Source organism: Bacillus infantis (assembly GCF_020171945.1).
Lineage (GTDB): Bacteria > Bacillota > Bacilli > Bacillales > Cytobacillaceae > Bacillus_AB > Bacillus_AB infantis_A.
Map to the genome: position 1 here is coordinate 41,823 of NZ_JAIVAP010000025.1, position 17,540 is coordinate 59,362.

General features: G+C 40.4%; 13 protein-coding genes and 1 pseudogene. All 14 read left to right on the plus strand.

Features of this window, described 5'->3' with window-relative positions; genetic code table 11:
- The first annotated feature begins 133 nt into the window (after positions 1-133).
- The gene (locus tag LCM00_RS22290) at positions 134-1,570 is read left to right on the plus strand and encodes a peptidoglycan DD-metalloendopeptidase family protein (protein ID WP_224906102.1); all 1,437 of its coding nucleotides are present in this window, start codon (positions 134-136) and stop codon (positions 1,568-1,570) included.
- A gap of 300 nt (positions 1,571-1,870) precedes the next feature.
- Positions 1,871-2,581: a response regulator YycF gene (yycF, locus tag LCM00_RS22295; protein WP_224906104.1), complete on the plus strand. Its 711-nt coding sequence runs from the start codon at positions 1,871-1,873 to the stop codon at positions 2,579-2,581.
- A 9-nt stretch (positions 2,582-2,590) separates the two neighbouring features.
- Positions 2,591-4,420 (plus strand): cell wall metabolism sensor histidine kinase WalK, encoded by a 1,830-nt coding sequence (gene walK / locus LCM00_RS22300; protein WP_224906107.1) that lies wholly within the window; start codon positions 2,591-2,593, stop codon positions 4,418-4,420.
- Positions 4,417-5,742 carry a YycH family regulatory protein gene (locus tag LCM00_RS22305; protein ID WP_224906115.1) on the plus strand — a complete coding sequence of 442 codons (1,326 nt, stop codon included), beginning with the start codon at positions 4,417-4,419 and terminating at the stop codon, positions 5,740-5,742. Before walK ends, LCM00_RS22305 begins: the two co-directional genes overlap by 4 nt.
- Positions 5,723-6,568, plus strand: a complete 846-nt coding sequence (locus tag LCM00_RS22310; RefSeq protein WP_224906116.1) for a two-component system regulatory protein YycI — start codon at positions 5,723-5,725, stop codon at positions 6,566-6,568. The genes LCM00_RS22305 and LCM00_RS22310 overlap by 20 nt, the downstream gene beginning before the upstream one ends.
- A gap of 4 nt (positions 6,569-6,572) precedes the next feature.
- Positions 6,573-7,367: an MBL fold metallo-hydrolase gene (locus tag LCM00_RS22315; protein ID WP_148976158.1), complete on the plus strand. Its 795-nt coding sequence runs from the start codon at positions 6,573-6,575 to the stop codon at positions 7,365-7,367.
- 247 nt (positions 7,368-7,614) lie between these two features.
- Positions 7,615-8,847: a S1C family serine protease gene (locus LCM00_RS22320; protein WP_224906117.1), complete on the plus strand. Its 1,233-nt coding sequence runs from the start codon at positions 7,615-7,617 to the stop codon at positions 8,845-8,847.
- 148 nt (positions 8,848-8,995) lie between these two features.
- Positions 8,996-9,154: a CxxH/CxxC protein gene (locus tag LCM00_RS22325; RefSeq protein WP_224906118.1), complete on the plus strand. Its 159-nt coding sequence runs from the start codon at positions 8,996-8,998 to the stop codon at positions 9,152-9,154.
- 101 nt (positions 9,155-9,255) lie between these two features.
- On the plus strand, positions 9,256-9,735 hold the full coding sequence (gene rlmH / locus LCM00_RS22330; RefSeq protein ID WP_129613052.1) for a 23S rRNA (pseudouridine(1915)-N(3))-methyltransferase RlmH: 480 nt from the start codon (positions 9,256-9,258) through the stop codon (positions 9,733-9,735).
- A 926-nt stretch (positions 9,736-10,661) separates the two neighbouring features.
- Positions 10,662-10,793: a JAB domain-containing protein gene (locus LCM00_RS24960; protein WP_404802186.1), complete on the plus strand. Its 132-nt coding sequence runs from the start codon at positions 10,662-10,664 to the stop codon at positions 10,791-10,793.
- A 170-nt stretch (positions 10,794-10,963) separates the two neighbouring features.
- Positions 10,964-12,586, plus strand: a complete 1,623-nt coding sequence (locus LCM00_RS22345; RefSeq protein ID WP_224906119.1) for a dsDNA nuclease domain-containing protein — start codon at positions 10,964-10,966, stop codon at positions 12,584-12,586.
- Between the two features lie 8 nt (positions 12,587-12,594).
- Positions 12,595-13,128, plus strand: coding sequence for an ABC-three component system middle component 1 (locus tag LCM00_RS22350; RefSeq protein WP_224906120.1), 534 nt, complete (start codon positions 12,595-12,597; stop codon positions 13,126-13,128).
- A complete protein-coding gene (locus LCM00_RS22355; protein ID WP_224906122.1) occupies positions 13,118-15,796 on the plus strand; it encodes an AAA family ATPase in 2,679 nt (892 codons plus the stop codon). The genes LCM00_RS22350 and LCM00_RS22355 overlap by 11 nt, the downstream gene beginning before the upstream one ends.
- A 519-nt stretch (positions 15,797-16,315) precedes the next feature.
- Positions 16,316-17,434, plus strand: a pseudogene (locus LCM00_RS22360) (PQQ-dependent sugar dehydrogenase); the annotation flags it as partial.
- Between the last annotated feature and the right edge of the window lie 106 nt (positions 17,435-17,540).

The window sequence follows — 17,540 nt, forward strand, 5'->3', positions numbered from 1 at the left end:
GTCAAAATAGTACAAAACGAACAATGGTAGATACATAGAACTATGAATATAGATTTGTTTGTTTCCGAAGTCTAGGGGGATCCATTTTACAATGAAGAACTGGGGAAATAGGTTAACAGCATTATCAGGTGCTATGAAAGCCAAAGTGAATAAAGGCAGGAAGTCAGCGATTGCATTGACAGCAGCAGCTGTTTTGGCAGCAGGAGGCACACATACTGCCGCTGCAGACAATGAGCAGCTGACAACGGTCTATTATGTTTATATCGACGGGAACTACACCGGTACGGTCCTGGATAAGGAGAGTATCCAATCCAAGGTCGCTCAGCAGGTGGAGAAAGCCCAGGAATCTTATGACTATGAATTGTCTGCAGGGGCTGATATTAGTTACATCCCTGAGCAGGTGTTCAATACAGATATCAAGACAGAAGAAAGCCAGGTGCTTGAGGAAGTGGCGGAAGTCGGCGTCAGCACAGAGGCAGCGGGCATTGTGATTGATGGAGAGACAGCCGTTTATCTGGAAACGATGGAAGAGGCAGAAGATGTCCTTGAGAAATTTAAACTTCAATATGCCAGCGAGAAAGAGCTGGCTGGATTAGAGGCTTATAAACAAGCTGAAGAAAGCAAAGAAACCCTTCCGCCGCTTGAGAAGAATGAAGAGCGGCTGACAAAGGCCGGCATGGCTGAAGAAGTGAAGGCAGAGGAAATGAAGGCTGATCCGAAGCTGATCCTGTCAGAGGAAGAGGCATTAAAGCTTTTAAATAAAGGAACATTGGAAGAAAAGAAATATACGGTCCAGGAAGGAGATGTGCTCGGCAAGATTGCCGCTAAGCATGATTTGGATCTTAATAAGCTCCTTGCTCTCAATCCTGGGATGAAGGAAGACAGCATCGTAAAGGTCGGCCAGGAAGTCAATGTAACAGTCCTGGAGCCGATGATCCACGCGGTTATTGAGAAAGAGCTATATAAGAAGGAAAAAATCGCTTTTGAAAAAGAGGTCATTGAAGACAGCAGCATGTTCAAGGGCGATACGAAGGTGAAGCAGGAAGGCAAGGACGGCGTTAAAGGGGTCACATACAAGATTACTGAACAAAATGGTGTGCCTGTCCAAAAGGCGGCTGTTTCTGAAAAAGTGCTTGAAGAACCTGTTAAAGAGATCGTCATTAAGGGTACGAAGGTGATTCCATCCCGCGGCGACGGCAGCTTTGCCTGGCCTGCAGACGGCGGCTACATTTCCAGCAAGCTTGGCTACCGCTGGGGCAAAATGCACAAAGGAATCGACATCGCACGGCCCAGCAGTCTGACAATCAGTGCTGCTGACAACGGCAAGGTCGTTTCAGCCGGAAATACCGGAGATGGTTATGGAAACAAAGTCATCATCGATCACCAGAATGGATACAGGACGCTATACGCTCACATGGCTTCGCTTAATGTAAGTGCAGGGCAGACTGTCCCTAAAGGAACAAAGATCGGCGTGATGGGGTCAACTGGCGATTCTACCGGCGTACATCTTCATTTTGAAGTGTATAAGAACGGAAGCATGCAGGATCCATTGAAGTATGTGAATCGATAGGAGGAAGTCTCTAGTGTGGATGCTAGAGACTTTTTCTATAGGATGGGAGACAACAGGGCTGTGGCCTTGAAAGTGATAGCACCAGGCTGCATTCCCTCTTGGCCTTAAAAAGCTGGGCAGGGCAGCAGCACCTGTTTTACTACTTCCAAAAATTTCATAACTTAGGAACAACCCGCCCATCGCTATTAGATGAATTCCGGCGCATAACATGGTAAAGTAAAATAGAGAACTTATGTTTTGATGAACAGAGAAAAATAATTGATATATGATAGATAATCTGCTTTTTAAAGGAGAATGGGTATGGATAAGAAGATATTGGTTGTAGACGATGAAAAGCCGATTGCGGATATACTGCAGTTCAATTTGAAAAAGGAAGGCTATGAGGTGCATTGCGCTTATGACGGAAATGAGGCGCTCGAGAAGGTGGAAGAGGTCAAGCCTGATTTAATCCTGCTTGATATCATGCTGCCGCAGCGCGACGGCATGGAGGTATGCCGCGAGGTGCGGAAGAAGTATGAAATGCCGATCATCATGCTGACGGCTAAGGACTCAGAAATCGATAAGGTGCTCGGCCTTGAGCTTGGCGCTGACGATTATGTGACAAAGCCGTTCTCAAACCGGGAGCTTATCGCCCGTGTGAAGGCGAATTTGAGAAGGCACCAGCAGATTGCTGCAAAAGCCGATGAAGAGGAAGAGACGAATGAGATTGCGATCGGTTCCCTTGTCATCCACCCGGATGCCTATGTGGTCTCCAAACGCGGTGAGACAATCGAGCTGACGCACCGTGAGTTTGAACTGCTGCACTACCTGGCCAAGCATATCGGACAGGTCATGACACGTGAGCATCTGCTCCAGACCGTATGGGGCTATGACTACTATGGAGATGTCCGTACCGTCGACGTTACGGTAAGGCGTCTGCGCGAAAAGATTGAAGACAACCCGAGCCATCCGACCTGGATAGTGACCAGAAGGGGAGTAGGCTATTATTTGAGGAATCCGGAACAGGAGTAAAGAGCCATCATGAAAAAAGTCGGTTTTTTCCGTTCGATCCATCTGAAGTTTGTTTTAATTTATGTGCTGCTGATCATCATTGCCATGCAGATCATCGGAGTGTATTTTGTCGGCCAGCTTGAGAAGACGCTGCGTAGCAATTTCCAGACAGCGATCGAGGAAAGAGTCGACCTGCTATCAGTCTATTTGGAAGAAATCATCACCAAGGATCGTCCTGCCGGCGAGGATTTGCCTACGAAGGAAGAGGAGGTCCAGCGTATTCTGCGTGACTACACTTCCAAGGATATCATCGAGCTCCGGGTTATTGACGGTGAAACGCAGAAAGTCCTTGGTTCCAATAAAGATGGTTACGTAAATCAGAAGGCTGTAGATGCACTCACGACTTCAGCCTTGGCCACACGGACCCCAATAAGTGATGAGTATACAGATCAGAGCCTTGGGAACCGAAGGGTCTGGGTCCTTGCTTCACCGGTAAAATCGGCCAATGAAGAAGTAGTCGGTGTAGTATATGTAAAGGCAGACATTGAAAATGTCTTTGAACAGAAGAACCAGATCAACAGCATTTTTGCATCCGGCATTATCATCGCCCTTGCAATCACGGCCTTGCTCGGCATCCTGCTCGCACAGACGATCACGCGGCCGCTGTCTGATATGAGGCGGCAGGCGCTGGCAATGGCAAAGGGGAATTTCTCCCGGAAAGTAAAAGTGTATGGCTATGATGAGATTGGCCAGCTGGCCATCACGTTCAACAGCCTGACGAAGAAGCTGCAGGAAGCCCAGGCCACTACAGAAGGCGAGCGCCGCAAACTGTCTTCAGTCCTGTCCTATATGACTGACGGCGTAATTGCGACCGACAGGCGCGGACGGGTCATACTCATCAACGAACCGGCTGCAAAGATGCTGAATGTTCCACGTGAAACAGTGCTGTCGAGCCCGATTGTGAATTTGCTCGGCCTTGAGGAAGATTATACATTTGAAGAGCTGCTTGCTGAAAGGGAGTCCGTCATCCTGGATTATAGTACAGAGACAACTCCATATGTGCTCCGCGCCAATTTTTCTGTTATTCAAAAAGAGACAGGCTTTGTTAATGGACTTATTACTGTATTGCATGATATTACCGAACAGGAAAAAATTGATTTGGAGCGCCGGGAGTTTGTGGCGAACGTATCCCATGAATTGCGGACACCGCTGACGACGATGAGGAGCTATCTTGAAGCGCTGGCAGAAGGGGCTATGTATGATGAAGACATTGCACCCCAGTTCCTTAATGTGACAAGGACAGAAACAGAGCGGATGATCCGGATGGTCAACGATCTTCTTCAGCTTTCAAAGCTGGACAGCAAGGATTACCGGATGAAGAAGGAATGGGTCAATTTTGTCGACTTCTTCAACCGGATCATTGACCGGTTCGATTTTTCCAAAGAGCAGAATGTGACCTTCCAGCGCAATCTGCCGGAGCATGCGGCGTTTGTGGAAATTGATGAGGACAAGCTTACACAGGTTGTTGATAATATCATTTCGAACGCGCTGAAATATTCACCTGAAGGCGGACAGGTCTCTTTTGACATCGTCGAGCAGGAGGAGCAGCTGCTCATCAGGATTTCCGATCAGGGCGTCGGGATTCCGAAGGACAATCTTGATAAAGTGTTCGAACGTTTTTACAGAGTGGATAAAGCTAGAACGAGAAAGCTTGGCGGCACCGGCCTCGGGCTTGCCATTGCCAAAGAGGTGGTGGAAGCCCATGACGGCAAGATATGGGCAGAAAGTACAGAAGGAAAAGGCACGACCATTTCCTTTACGCTTCCTTTCGTTCGTTCTGATGAGGATGATTGGGAATGACCTATGAAGATATTAAATCAATAATATTGGCTGTTCTTGTGTCAGGGAGCATACTGCTGACATGGAGCCTCTGGACATATCAGCCTACTTCCGAGCAGCTTGGCGAGGAAAATACCGTCCAGGAAGTTGAGCTGGAGGCAAAGAAGGATGTCGGGGATCTTATCGAGCCGAATATGGCCCTGTTCCATTATGATGACAACCAGCATCTTGGGACGTCTTCTACCGAGGAAACAGAAAGGATTCTTACTGATATTAAAAAGTGGAGCTTTGATGATTTTTCGGATATAACAGAGGAAGTCGGGAATATTGATCTCTTTGTTCAGGAAGCGGGCCATGCTGAAATTATGTACCCGGGAATCACGCCGATGAATCTCTATAAAGAGATCCTTCAGATTAAGGATAGACGGCTGGAGAACATCTACTTTAATAAGATGGTCATAGACATGCAAATTGAACAAAAAAGCGGAATCGTCTACTTTGTCGACACAGAAAGAGGAAGGGTGTATAAAACGAGTGTCGGGCTTTCGAATATCCAGAATTTCAACAGCAGGTTCTACAGGCTTGCGATTGCTTCAACCAATCCTGAATTTGCCCGCTATGCTTCTTTCGACACCGGGAAGAAATTGATTTTCATACCGGAAAACAAAGTGGCGATGCCGAGATACAGCTTTTTATCGGAAGAATATGATTCTGAAAGGTTTAAAGAAGCATTATTCGATGATCTGGATTCTGTCCAGAAAAGCTATCTCGGGACCGGGGAGGAGTTCACGAATGAATCCAGCCTGCTGAGGATCGACCAGAACAAGGTTGAGTTCAAGAATCCTACCCCTGAGGATAATGAAAGCCTCAGCCCTGACAATCTTCTGAAGAAAAGCATTACTTATGTGAATGCCCATGGCGGCTGGACTGATAATTACCGCTACGTCCGGATGGATGAGAATAAGCACCAGGTATTTTTCCGGATCTACCGCAATAATTATCCGGTATTCAGTGAGGATCTCAATCTGTCAGAGATACAGCTCCGCTGGGGCGGGAGTGAAATCCTTGCCTATTTCCGGAACAACTTCAAACTGGCAAACCTGATAAGTTCTGCTGATGTTACGCTGAGATCCGGCCCGGAAATCCTCGGCTATCTGCAGAAGAAAGAGGGTTTTGAACCCGGAAAGCTGGAGGATATCACGCTCGGCTATCAGCTTGATAAGAAGCCAAAAACAGAGCTGATTCAGCTTGAGCCTTCCTGGTATTATAAATACGAAGGCAATTGGCAGCAGATCAGCACTTTTGAACCGGGAGGGAACGATTATGGATTGGAGCAGAATTAAAACGATCTTTATCCTGACCTTCCTCATCCTGGATATTTACCTGGTCTATGAATACTCCCAGCTTCGCATGGATGGCAGCCAGGCGCTTCCGCAGGAGAAGCTGGAGAACAGCTTTAAGAGCGCCAACATCAAGGTGGAAGCTGACATACCAAAAGGTGAAGTACGGGACGGAAACCTGACCGCAGTTTCAAAGAATTTTGCAGAAGTGGACCTGGAAGAGCTGAAAGAAACGACCTTGAAGGACCAGGAAATTTCCACCCTCGAGGAAAATGCCCTGAGTGCCACCTTGAACAAGCCCTTTAAGGTGGGCAAGGATTTCAATCAGGCCGAGCTTGATAAGTTTGTCAGGCAGAACATCTATGAAGGCGACAAATACGGTTTCTGGGAAAAAAGCGATGACAGCAATAAGATTACCTATTATCAGAAGTTTGAGGGTAAATTCCTCTACAAGAATGTGAATGGGGAGCTTACCTTTTACTTGAATGCTGATCAGGAAATCGTTACCTACAGACAGACGCTGTTTGAAGAAGTACAGTATCTGAAGGGCGATAAAAAGAAGCTGATAGAACCGACAGTGGCGATAGAAGCCCTCTATAGAAATGAAAGTTTAAAAGAAGGCAGCAGGATTACAGACGTGGAACAAGGATATTATTCCAATATACAGGATGACTCTTCCACCTGGGTGCTGAGCCCTGCCTGGAGAGTCGTCGTGGATGGCAAGGAGAACTTGTTCGTCAATGCCTTTAAAGGCCAGGTCCTCAGTCTCGAAAGCGAGAAGAAAGGCCTGGGAGAAGATTCGGAAGAAAAAACTGAAATAGTGGAGTGATTATATGTCTTTGCATTTTAGTGTTCTCGCCAGTGGGAGTACGGGAAATGCGATTTATGTCGAAGCGGACGGGCAGTCCTTTATCGTGGATGCAGGCCTGAGCGGCAAGCAGATGGAGGCGCTGATCAAGCAGATCGACCGCAGCCTCGGCAATCTGTCCGGAATATTGGTCACCCATGAGCACAGCGACCATATCAAGGGCGTCGGCATCGTTGCCCGCAAATACGGCCTTCCCATCTATGCAAATGAAAAAACATGGCAGGCGATGAACGGCCTGATCGGTGAAGTGCCGCTCGATCAGAAATTCACCTTTGATATGGAAACCGTGAAAAGCTTTGGTTCGCTTGATATAGAATCTTTCGGCGTATCCCATGATGCGGCCGAGCCGATGTTCTATATCTTCCATCATGAAGGGAAGAAGCTTGCGCTCATTACCGACACAGGCTATGTGAGCGACCGGATGAAGGGGATCATCAAGAATGCCGACGCGTTTGTATTCGAAAGCAATCATGATGTCCAGATGCTCCGCATGGGGCGGTATCCGTGGAATATCAAACGAAGGATCCTCGGCGACTTTGGGCACGTATCCAATGAAGATGCGGCGCTTGCAATGAGCGAGGTGGCCGGCGACAATACCAAGAGCATTTACCTGGCCCACTTAAGCCAGGATAACAATATAAAAGATCTGGCGCGGATGTCTGTCAGCCAGACGCTGGAATCGCGCGGAATCCTTGTCGGGGAACAGTTCAGCCTGTATGACACCGACCCGAAGGCTCCGACCCCGCTGACAGCGGTTTAAGGTTTACCAGTGTAATAAATAGGAAAAAAGAATGGTACAAGCTATGCCATTCTTTTTTTATGCCTTTTTCTAGCTCAAACGCGCCCCTGATCTCACTTTTTGATCAGTCTCGGACGAAAGTATGAACAAAATCGTAAGATTCCCGCAGGCAGTTTGTTTTGCTTAGAAATTCCCGGCCCGGAGAGTATAATATTGGATAGAAGGAAGAATAATTCTTAGCAGCTTTGTAAGAAAGGATTGGTCGAACTTGGGTTATTATGATCAGGATTATGAAAACCGCTATAAAAAGCAAAAAGGAAACAAGGGCGGCTATTTCTTGGCCAGCCTCATCGGCGTCATTCTTGGCGCCATACTGGTTATTGTCGCGGTCCCTAAGCTGATTGACTATAATGTGCTCCCATACTCAGCGAATGAGGATGCAGGGCAGGCGAATACAGGCGGCAGCAATAATGATGTAGTCACCCGCAATGTCTCGCTGGATGTCCAGTCGGATGTCACGAAGGCAGTTGATAAAGCAGGTGATGCGGTTGTAGGCATTGATAACATTCAGAATGCGAGTATGTGGTCAGGAGGCGGCGGAGAAGAAGGGGACGGCCAGACAGCCGGCACAGGCTCCGGCGTTATTTATAAAAAAGAAGGCGGCAAAGCCTATGTCGTAACCAACCACCATGTGGTCGAAGGAGCTTCAAGGCTTGAAGTAACGCTCGCAGACGGAACGAAAATCCCGGCCAAGCTGCGCGGCAGCGATATTTGGACCGACCTTGCCGTCTTGGAGGTCGAAGGGGAGAAAATTGAAAAGGTTGCTGAATTCGGTGATTCGGACGCCCTCAAGATCGGCGAACCGGTCATCGCCATCGGGAATCCGCTCGGGCCTACCTTCTCAGGGTCAGTTACCCAGGGAATCGTCTCAGGCCTTGAGCGTGCCATCCCGGTTGATATCAACCAGGACGGGACAGTAGACTGGCAGGCAGAAGTCCTGCAGACAGATGCAGCCATCAATCCGGGGAACAGCGGCGGTGCACTCATCAATATCAATGGCCAGGTCATCGGCATCAACTCGATGAAGATCGCCCAGGATACGGTTGAGGGAATTGGCCTATCGATCCCAATCAATTCCGCCCAGCCGGTCATCAGCGATTTGGAAAAGTTCGGAGAAGTGAAAAGGCCGTATATGGGTGTCGAGCTGCGCTCTGTTAATGAAATCCCTGCCTACTATCAGCAGGAGGCTCTGAAGCTGCCGGAGGATGTGACAAACGGTGTTGCAGTCATCCGCGTATCTCCTAACTCACCGGCCGACCAGGCAGGATTGCAGGAATTTGACGTGATCGTCGAAATGGACGGTGAACAGATCAATGATGTCATCGATCTAAGGAAACATCTGTACAATAATAAACAGGTCGGAGATCAGATGAAAGTGAAATTCTACCGCGGCGGCAAGGCACAGGAAACGACCTTGAAGCTGTCAGGTGAAACAATCTAAACAGAAGAATCCAACAGGAAGGCCAAGAGGCTTTCCTGTTTTTTCTTTTGGTGTTACGATGGGATGTGGATAAGTATTTCGACAAATGCAAGAATGAAATTTATCCACAATTCTTATAATAAAAAGAAAAACTGATAGGAGTGCCAAAATGATCTACAGCTGCGAAGAACACATTGATATAGCCATTGATACCGTGGTGGACGAGTATGAAACGTTCCCGGTTATGAATAAAATTGAAGACAGCGAGTTATCAACAACCTGTGAATATTGTCGAAATAAGGCGGTATATATGGTGGCGAACAAGTGATTCCATACAAGATGTGGATATAAAATGTGGATATGTGGATAACTTTTGTGGATATCTTGTTTGTAAGCTGTTTGTAATTAAATTGTAAAGGATTGTGAATAGTGAATATCTCAATCATCACCGTCGGAAAGCTGAAGGAAAAGTACCTGAAACAGGGAATAGACGAATACCTTAAGCGCCTGTCAGCTTATGCCAAAATGGACATCATCGAAGTCCCGGACGAAAAAGCCCCCGAAGAACTGAGTGACATCGAAATGATCCAGGTCAAACAAAAAGAAGGCGAAAGAATCCTCGCCAAAATTCACCCGGATGCCCATGTCATTGCTCTTGCCATCGAAGGAAAGATGAAATCGTCAGAAGAGCTTGCCGACACTATTGATAAATTGGCTACATACGGAAAAAGCAAAATTGCCTTTGTAATCGGCGGATCGCTCGGATTGAGCCAGGAAGTCTTGCAGCGGGCGGATGAGAAGCTTTCATTTTCAAAGATGACCTTTCCGCATCAGCTGATGAAACTGGTTTTGCTGGAACAGGTCTATCGGGCGTTTCGGATTAACCGGGGGGAACCGTATCATAAGTAAATGAGGTTTTTAGCAAATAGTACAGCACGTTCTCTATAGTGGGAGAGGTGCTGTTTGTTGTTTGTATAATTAGATGAACATTTGTTACATTAAGGCTTGTTTTGGTGTTGTAGTTGCAATAGTCTACCTTCATTTAATTGAATTTTTTTATTAATTGCATTGAAAAAATTTGCCATCTTTAGTTATTCTTTAAAATATGGCACTTTATGTTGCGTTTCAAAGAATTCTGATACATTAACATTTAATAAACTATGATTTCTAGCACCTTCTACGCAAATAAAAGAACTTCTTTATGCCACTTCACAGAAGCAAAGTAGTGAACTAGAAAATCACTGATAATATTATCTTTTGGAACAAAGCAAATATAAAGTGTAGAAAGTGCCCCATTTTAATAACTATCAAGTTGCTTTATAGCACCTAATGGGTAACCGGTAGAATAACTTTTGTTATAAGCGAATTCTCCTAGTGTGTAATACTTCCATTCTGGAAATTCTCGCCCACATTCTTCATTAAAACGAAACTCTTGCTTAAAAATCTTCGTATAAAGCCTTTTTCTGTTCTATTAGCAAATAAATTTTTTTCTTGTTGAAGTTGGATCTTGTTATCTGAAATTCGAAAGAAATCAGCTATTTTATTTTGTTCACTTTTAGTGGGGGCATAAATAATGTATTCTAATAATTCTTTAACTGTTATATTTAATTGATTTCACTGAAGTTAGTAAAAGAATCAAGTATACTTATACAAAGAACGAACAGTTAGGTCTCCAGAAGATGGATATTAACTTTCAAAGCTATTTTTAGAAGGAAAAAACCGTGAGCATTTCATTGTCCCTTCACTTGATACGAAGGATCAACCAGTACCAATTAATGTCTGTCACATTGGGAGATTAAATGCCAGCATAGTACACTTACACCCCTAGGGAGGTAATGAAGTCAGCCATTCTTTCTAATGCTGCCTCAATAATCGTAGGACATAATCCATCGGGGAAAGCAGAACCAAGTAAAGAATATATAGAGGTGACTAAAAGGCTAGTAGAAGCAGCAAAATCATTGGCATAGACTTACTATTATCCTCATGTAAATGAAGAAGCAAAAAGATAAAGTTTTAAGGAATTGAATATCCTTATTGTCGCTCTTTATATAGAGGCACAAAACAAAATGTTTTATCATTATACATGTACACTAGAATCCTACTAAAGCTCTATTAAAATATAAAAGGGAAGATAAAAATGATTAAAGAAGATATTTTAGACATCTTACAAAAAGATGAATCTTTATTAAATCCAGAAAAGGTAGAATCGCTTAAATCATTAAAAGAGTTTAGTCAAGAAGAAATTACATCTATGTTTGATACTTTATACAGAGAAGAACCTGAGGAAACTGGCGGTCAAAATGCAATGACCGGTTATTACTTCCAATTACTCACTTCACTGTATTACCTTGCTGAAGTATTGGAAGGGAAATGGGACTTCATTGCTTTAGAGCTGCATCAGGATATTATTGTTGGAAATCAAGATACCATTCGATTTATTCAAGTAAAATCAAAGGTACTAGAAGAAAGAGTGTATGTTGAAAAAGTAACTAAAATTAATTTATATAGAGGTTGGTTACAAAAGCTTTTACCCATGGCTAGGTTCTTCCCTAAAGATAGTGGAAAAGAGACACAATTTGAATTAATAACTAACTTCTTAATATGTAATTCTGATAGCGTAAATATGGAACATTACTTATTTAATAATAGTAACTTCAATTTACCGATAGATGATAGTGATGATTTAGTTAAGAAAGTAAAGGAAAACCCTAGTAAGGTTGATGGGAAACAATTTAATTATTATAACGAGTGTGGAGAAAGTGAGGCAGAACTATTATCAAGGTTCTCTGTAACTCCTATTACAACAAATGCAGATATAAAAGACTTTGTTCATACTGTATCTTCTAAATTCGGGGGATTAGTTACAGAATCAGCCCGTTTAACTTTTGAGGACATAAATTTTTTAATAGGAGAGTTATTTTACCTATGTACACATAACAATGAAAAAGGGGCTTTATTTATTGACCGAACTAAAGCTGAAGAATACTTAAGCATCCTTAAGAAACGGGTAAGTGATAAACTTCAACCGTTTTTTAATGCAATGAGCAGCGATAAGATTATAGATGGTGTAATTTCCTCAGTACATAAAGAACTAAATCATATGAAATTAAATGAGAGTTTATTGGATCAACTAATAGGTGAGCTTGAGTGTCTAAGGAATGAATTAAAGGCTTGGGCTCGTAAAGAACGTTATGCTCTTGAATTACTAAACCGTTACATTGAAGCAAAGGAGTATTCTTTGTTAGTAGTTGATCTTGATGATATAAGTAGAACTACTCGTTATTTAGAGCTTTTTAAGACTTTGTATATCTTAAAGTTAACCTTTAATAAAGAGATTATCTTTTCAACAAAGTTTCAGAGTTTATTGATAAAAGAAATAGATGATTATTTCATTTCTACCTTAGGTTTAGATATGGGGGATACCAAAGAAGACGGTATTGAAAAACTTATTTCTGCGATAATAAAAACTCCTCGTGACCAACAATTGCAAATGATTGTTAAGAATCATTTTACTATATTTCAAGGGGAGTATGACGATGAATTTGTGGAAGGCGATTTCCTTCGAATAGATGAATTTTTTGAACCTCAAATACCACAATTTGGAACTGAAGAGGGTTTATTAGAGGTGGATAACGAGTGGGTGGTATTACCAGGTTTAAGAATTCTTTCAGGGATGAAAAAAGCTAAAGGGTTCAAAAACTTAGAGGATTATCAAACGACTTTAATAGATTTATGGGGAAAAATACAACCAACAAAGTAGGTGAGTGTATGGATAAGAACGAAGTGCTTAAATTGCTTTTACTAGAAGGATTTGCAGTAGAACAATCAGCTCAATTTCATCCGAATATTTTTTTGGAAAAAGAGCATATAAATATAGTTGTTAAAGAATATAAAGAAGATCCTAATGAGGAAATGATTGTAAATGATGTAATGGATATTAGACTAATGCTAAAAAAAATGCATAAAAACTCTTGGAACTCATATTTTTTGATCTTATTACCACCAGAAAGTGACCTAAGCCCTTATGTGATAGAAAAAGACCCCAGAGGCATTAGGAAGTATGTAATAAAAGATTCCCAAGATTTTACTAGAATCCCTTTTCTAGATCCATCAGTTAATCTAGAAGATGAAAATAAAATCAACAATTCAATCCTTATAGGGACCTATGACGATGCGAATATAAAACATATTATTGATTTTATTATTCAAAATGGGGGTAGTTCAAGATCTCTGACAAATCAAGAAGTAAATTCTGCATTTTATATACTTTTAGATTCGGAGGAAGTCGAAAATGAGGATTAAAAAAGTTACAATGGAAAATTTCAGGTGTTATTATGGAGTACATAATTTCACTTTAGATAGTGAAATCATTATTCTGTTCGGAGAAAATGGCTTTGGTAAGAGTTCTTTTTTTGATGCAATTGAATGGTGTCTTACAGGTACAATAAATAGATTTATTAGCAATGACAAAAAAATCCTATATAATTTTTTAGCTAAATCAGGTGAAATTTGCTCTGTGTCTATTGAATTTGATACAGGAAATTCTTTAATTAGAAGTTTCAAAATTCAAGAGAAGATGAGAGAAACTGTAAAATTGATTTCATCAGAAGGAGTCACTATTAGCACTGGGCAAAAATGTCTAGAAACATTAATTGAAGGAGAAGTACAGTCGAACAAGAAAGATTTGATGGATACAACTTCACTTTTAAAACAAGCACTAATATTATCTCAGGATCAAGTTACTGACTTTATTTTAAGGGATGAACCACAAGAAAGATTTAGTGCTCTAGCTGACATCATGGGCTATAAAAAGTGGACAATGACTCTGAATAATCTTAAAAAAATTAATGATAAAATAAGATCAAATATAAGGAATGAACAATCACAGTTAACAACTTATAAGAAACTAATATCTGAAAAAGAACAAGAAATGCAGGAAGCTGATGTATTTACTATTGATGATTTATTGAGAAAGTTTAATTTGAAATTAAATTCTAGTACTTATACTCGCTTAAATGAAATAAAAGAAGCAATTAACAAAGATGTAGTATTACATAAAAATAGTTTTAACGATTTAAAGAAACTTATACATGTTGAGCAGTTTAGCTATACTGACTTTGTCGATTATGTTGAAGGTTTAAAAAAGGAGTTGCATAAATCATTTGCTGCGAGAGAAAAAGGATTAAGATTGTTAACTAAGATAAATAATAAAAAAGAAGATGTTAGTAGAATTCTAAAAACAATTTCAATAGAAGAAAATCTATTAGATGAAAAGAAAAAATTAGAAGATCAGATTAAAATTATAAGTGAAAAAGTTGGTGTAGAACTTGCGAATAATAAGGATTATTTTCATCAGATAAATGGAGAAATAAAATCTATTGAAAATAAAAAAAAGAAAATTATTTTTGCAATAAATTCCTACCAACACTATAAAAGACACAAAAATAATGTTAAAGTGTTGCCGAAAAGTATATTAGAAGAAGAGAATAAAATTAAGATAATAGAGAACGATATAAATTTGTTAAAGAAAAAAGTAACTAAATTTGATCAAATAATAAATGGTAAACAAGGTAATGAAGAATTTAATTCATTAAACTCTTCAATACAGAATATTTATAAATACGTTGTTGATAATTCAATAAGTGATAAATGTCCAGTATGTATGTCCGAAAACAATGGAAATTTACAAGAACATATTTTTAGTACAATACAAAATAATTTAAAACAGATCGCAAAAGATTCCTCATTTGTGAATAAGGCTTTAAGAAGAAGGAATGAATTAAAAGAAGAATATGAAAATAAGGAAAAGATACTTAGGAATGTTACAAAAGTGGTAACAAGCAATCGCGAAGAATTATTTTACTCTGAAAGACAGTTGATTGAACTTCGCGAAGACAGTCTCTTTTCATTAGAATTTATTGAATTGGATGAAAGTATATTACAGAAAAGAAAAAAAGAAACAGATGAAAAAATAGCAGATCTGCATCAAAGGTTATTAATGCTACTAGACTTAGAAGATACTAGATCTAAGTATTCAAATTTTATTAATGTAAAGAACACAAACACTAATAAGAAAAGCGTAATACAAGAGAAGCAACGATTAGAAAAGTATGCACAAAAAGTCGAAAATATTATAAATAAAATAAAAGAAAATATTAATTCTTTGGATAGTAACTATGACCGGAATAATCAACTTGTAGTAGTATGGCGTAATACTATCGAAAAAAGTGAAAGAAAGATTCCATTGGGGGAGATCTTAAGGAACCGGGAAGAGTTTGTAAACCAGGCCAAAAAATCTCTTAGTGAAATTCATAAATTGGAAGATTTCTTAGAAATTATAAAAGGGAATGAAAATATCAATATTTTAATAAATAAGTATAAAAAAGATAGGGAAGAGCTAAAAAATAGACTTAAAAAACTTTCAAACAAACATAAAGAACTTAATAATTTTATTGAGAATGCCTATACTAAAATAGGTTCTCAAGCTCTTGATTATTTTAATAAGCAAGATTCAAGTATACAAAAGTATTTTAGATATTTAAATCCAATGCCTACAAGTAATAGGGTGATCTTTAAATCAGAGAAAGAAGATGAACTTGAATTAATTATGTCTGTAGAGGGAAAAGACGGAGACTTTACTGATTTGTCTAATGTACAGTATTCAATGAGTTCTGGACAACTTAATGTACTAGCAATTTCGTTATTTTTAGCGATAAATGAAGGGCAAACATTGAGCAAATTAGATTTAATTGGAATTGATGATCCGATTCAAAATATGGATGATGTAAATCAATTCTCAATCTGTGATGTTTTTTCTAATATAAAGAAACAATTAATATTGTCCACACATGATTATGATTTTCTAAAGTTGTTTATTAAGAAAAATGATTATAGGATAAATGATGTTAAAGTCTTTATGTTAGAAAGTGATCGTTTTGCAAATACTCAAGTAAAAGAAGTTACCTTTTAAAGGCCTGAAAGTTTAGTATATAAGGGATATTATCTTAAAAATAACTACTTTATGCAGCCTCAAATTTAGAAAGTAGAAACTAGATTATAATTATCTATCTGGTTTCTTTTTGTTTTTTAATAGTAATTTCAATTATGACAGTACGGCTATGTGGGAGTATAAACTATTTTGTGTAAATGGAATCCTTTACAATTGCCCTGTCTTAGACCTTAGTGATTAAAGAAAAACCTCATTTAGATTCATCACGGAGAACCGTATCATAAGTAAGTGAGGTTTTGAGTACTTGCTGCAAAAGTAGGGATTTCATAATATGCCGTGAGGTTCACGTGCATATTTTGCTATGCAAATAAATTATTAGTAAATCAGTGCAAAAAGGATGCCTCCTAATGGCATCCTTTTGTATTTCCTAACATGTCGAAGCTCACGGACTCAGCAGATTCCGTGGCTCTGATTTAGTACTTATAGAACAGTTCTAATCATATTCTTATAAAAGAATAGACCAGGAGGAGGCCAAGGTGGTTGAAAAATGTAAAAGTCAGATTACAGCCCATTGTAAGCAGAATCAATTTACCCTCTGTTTTGAAAACAGCAATACTTCCAGGAGACTCAAAGGAAAGGTTATTTATTGCAACCCAGGCAGGAGAGATCTTTTATATAGGAAACGGAGATATTAGGATTTTTTTAGATATTCGCCCGCAAATCATAAAACTAGGTGCCTCCAGGGATGGATATGATGAACGGGGATTGCTGGGACTGGCGTTTCATCCCCATTTTTATTATAACGGCCTTTTTTATCTTCATTATACAGCAGCTGGTACACAAGGTCCGGGTGCTCTTTCTGAAGAATTTAAACCTGACCCGTGTGATCCCGGCACTTTAAGTTTAAGGTGGATAAATAGAGATACTCACTATGATCATATTGATACAGTTGAAGAATGGATGCTGCCATCAAATGGCAAGCCCCGAAAACTGCGGACACTGCTTAACTTAAGAAGGCCATTTTTCAATCATAATGGCGTAAATAGTTTAAATTTTTCACCTGAATCAGGAAGACTTGTATTAACAACCGGAGATGGCGGGGCAGGCTATGATCCATTTAACTTAAGCCAGTCCGATTTAGAAACCGCCGGTAAAATAATTGAAATTGATGTAACCAAGAGTTCCCCTATCACTAATCCACCCGCTGTCACTCGTTTTAATGAGCTGCCGACAGCTATCCAGGAGACGCTCACGGTAATGGCCAAAGGGGTCCGCAATATACCGGGCATCTCATTTCAAAGGTACAATCATCAGTATATTAAATATGCGGGAAATGTCGGACAGGACTTGGCCGAATCGATTTTTTCATTTGTTCAATATCAACCTGTACCGGTTACACAGCTTGTCCAGGCTGCTGTTATAAATTCTGAGCTTGACCAGAAAAGAGTTATTAACTTTGGCTGGCGGGGGTGGGAAGGTGCTTTTCCTACCTCAAACATTGGCGGCTGTACTAATAATCCGGATAAGGATGAGAAAACCATTGTTTATTATAATGAAGCAGCAGCCCTTTCAGGGAGCCGTCTCCAGCCTTTAACCAGCTATTTTCATAGTGATGCAAGGCCCGATAAGTTTGAAGGAACGGCACTTGTAAACGCTAAAATAAAAGTTGACCACTTTAGCGGTTTTCGCTAACCAAAAAGTTGACCACCCTTAACACCCATCCCTTATCATAAGTTTGTCGAGAACTGTATGATTTGGGAGGAAA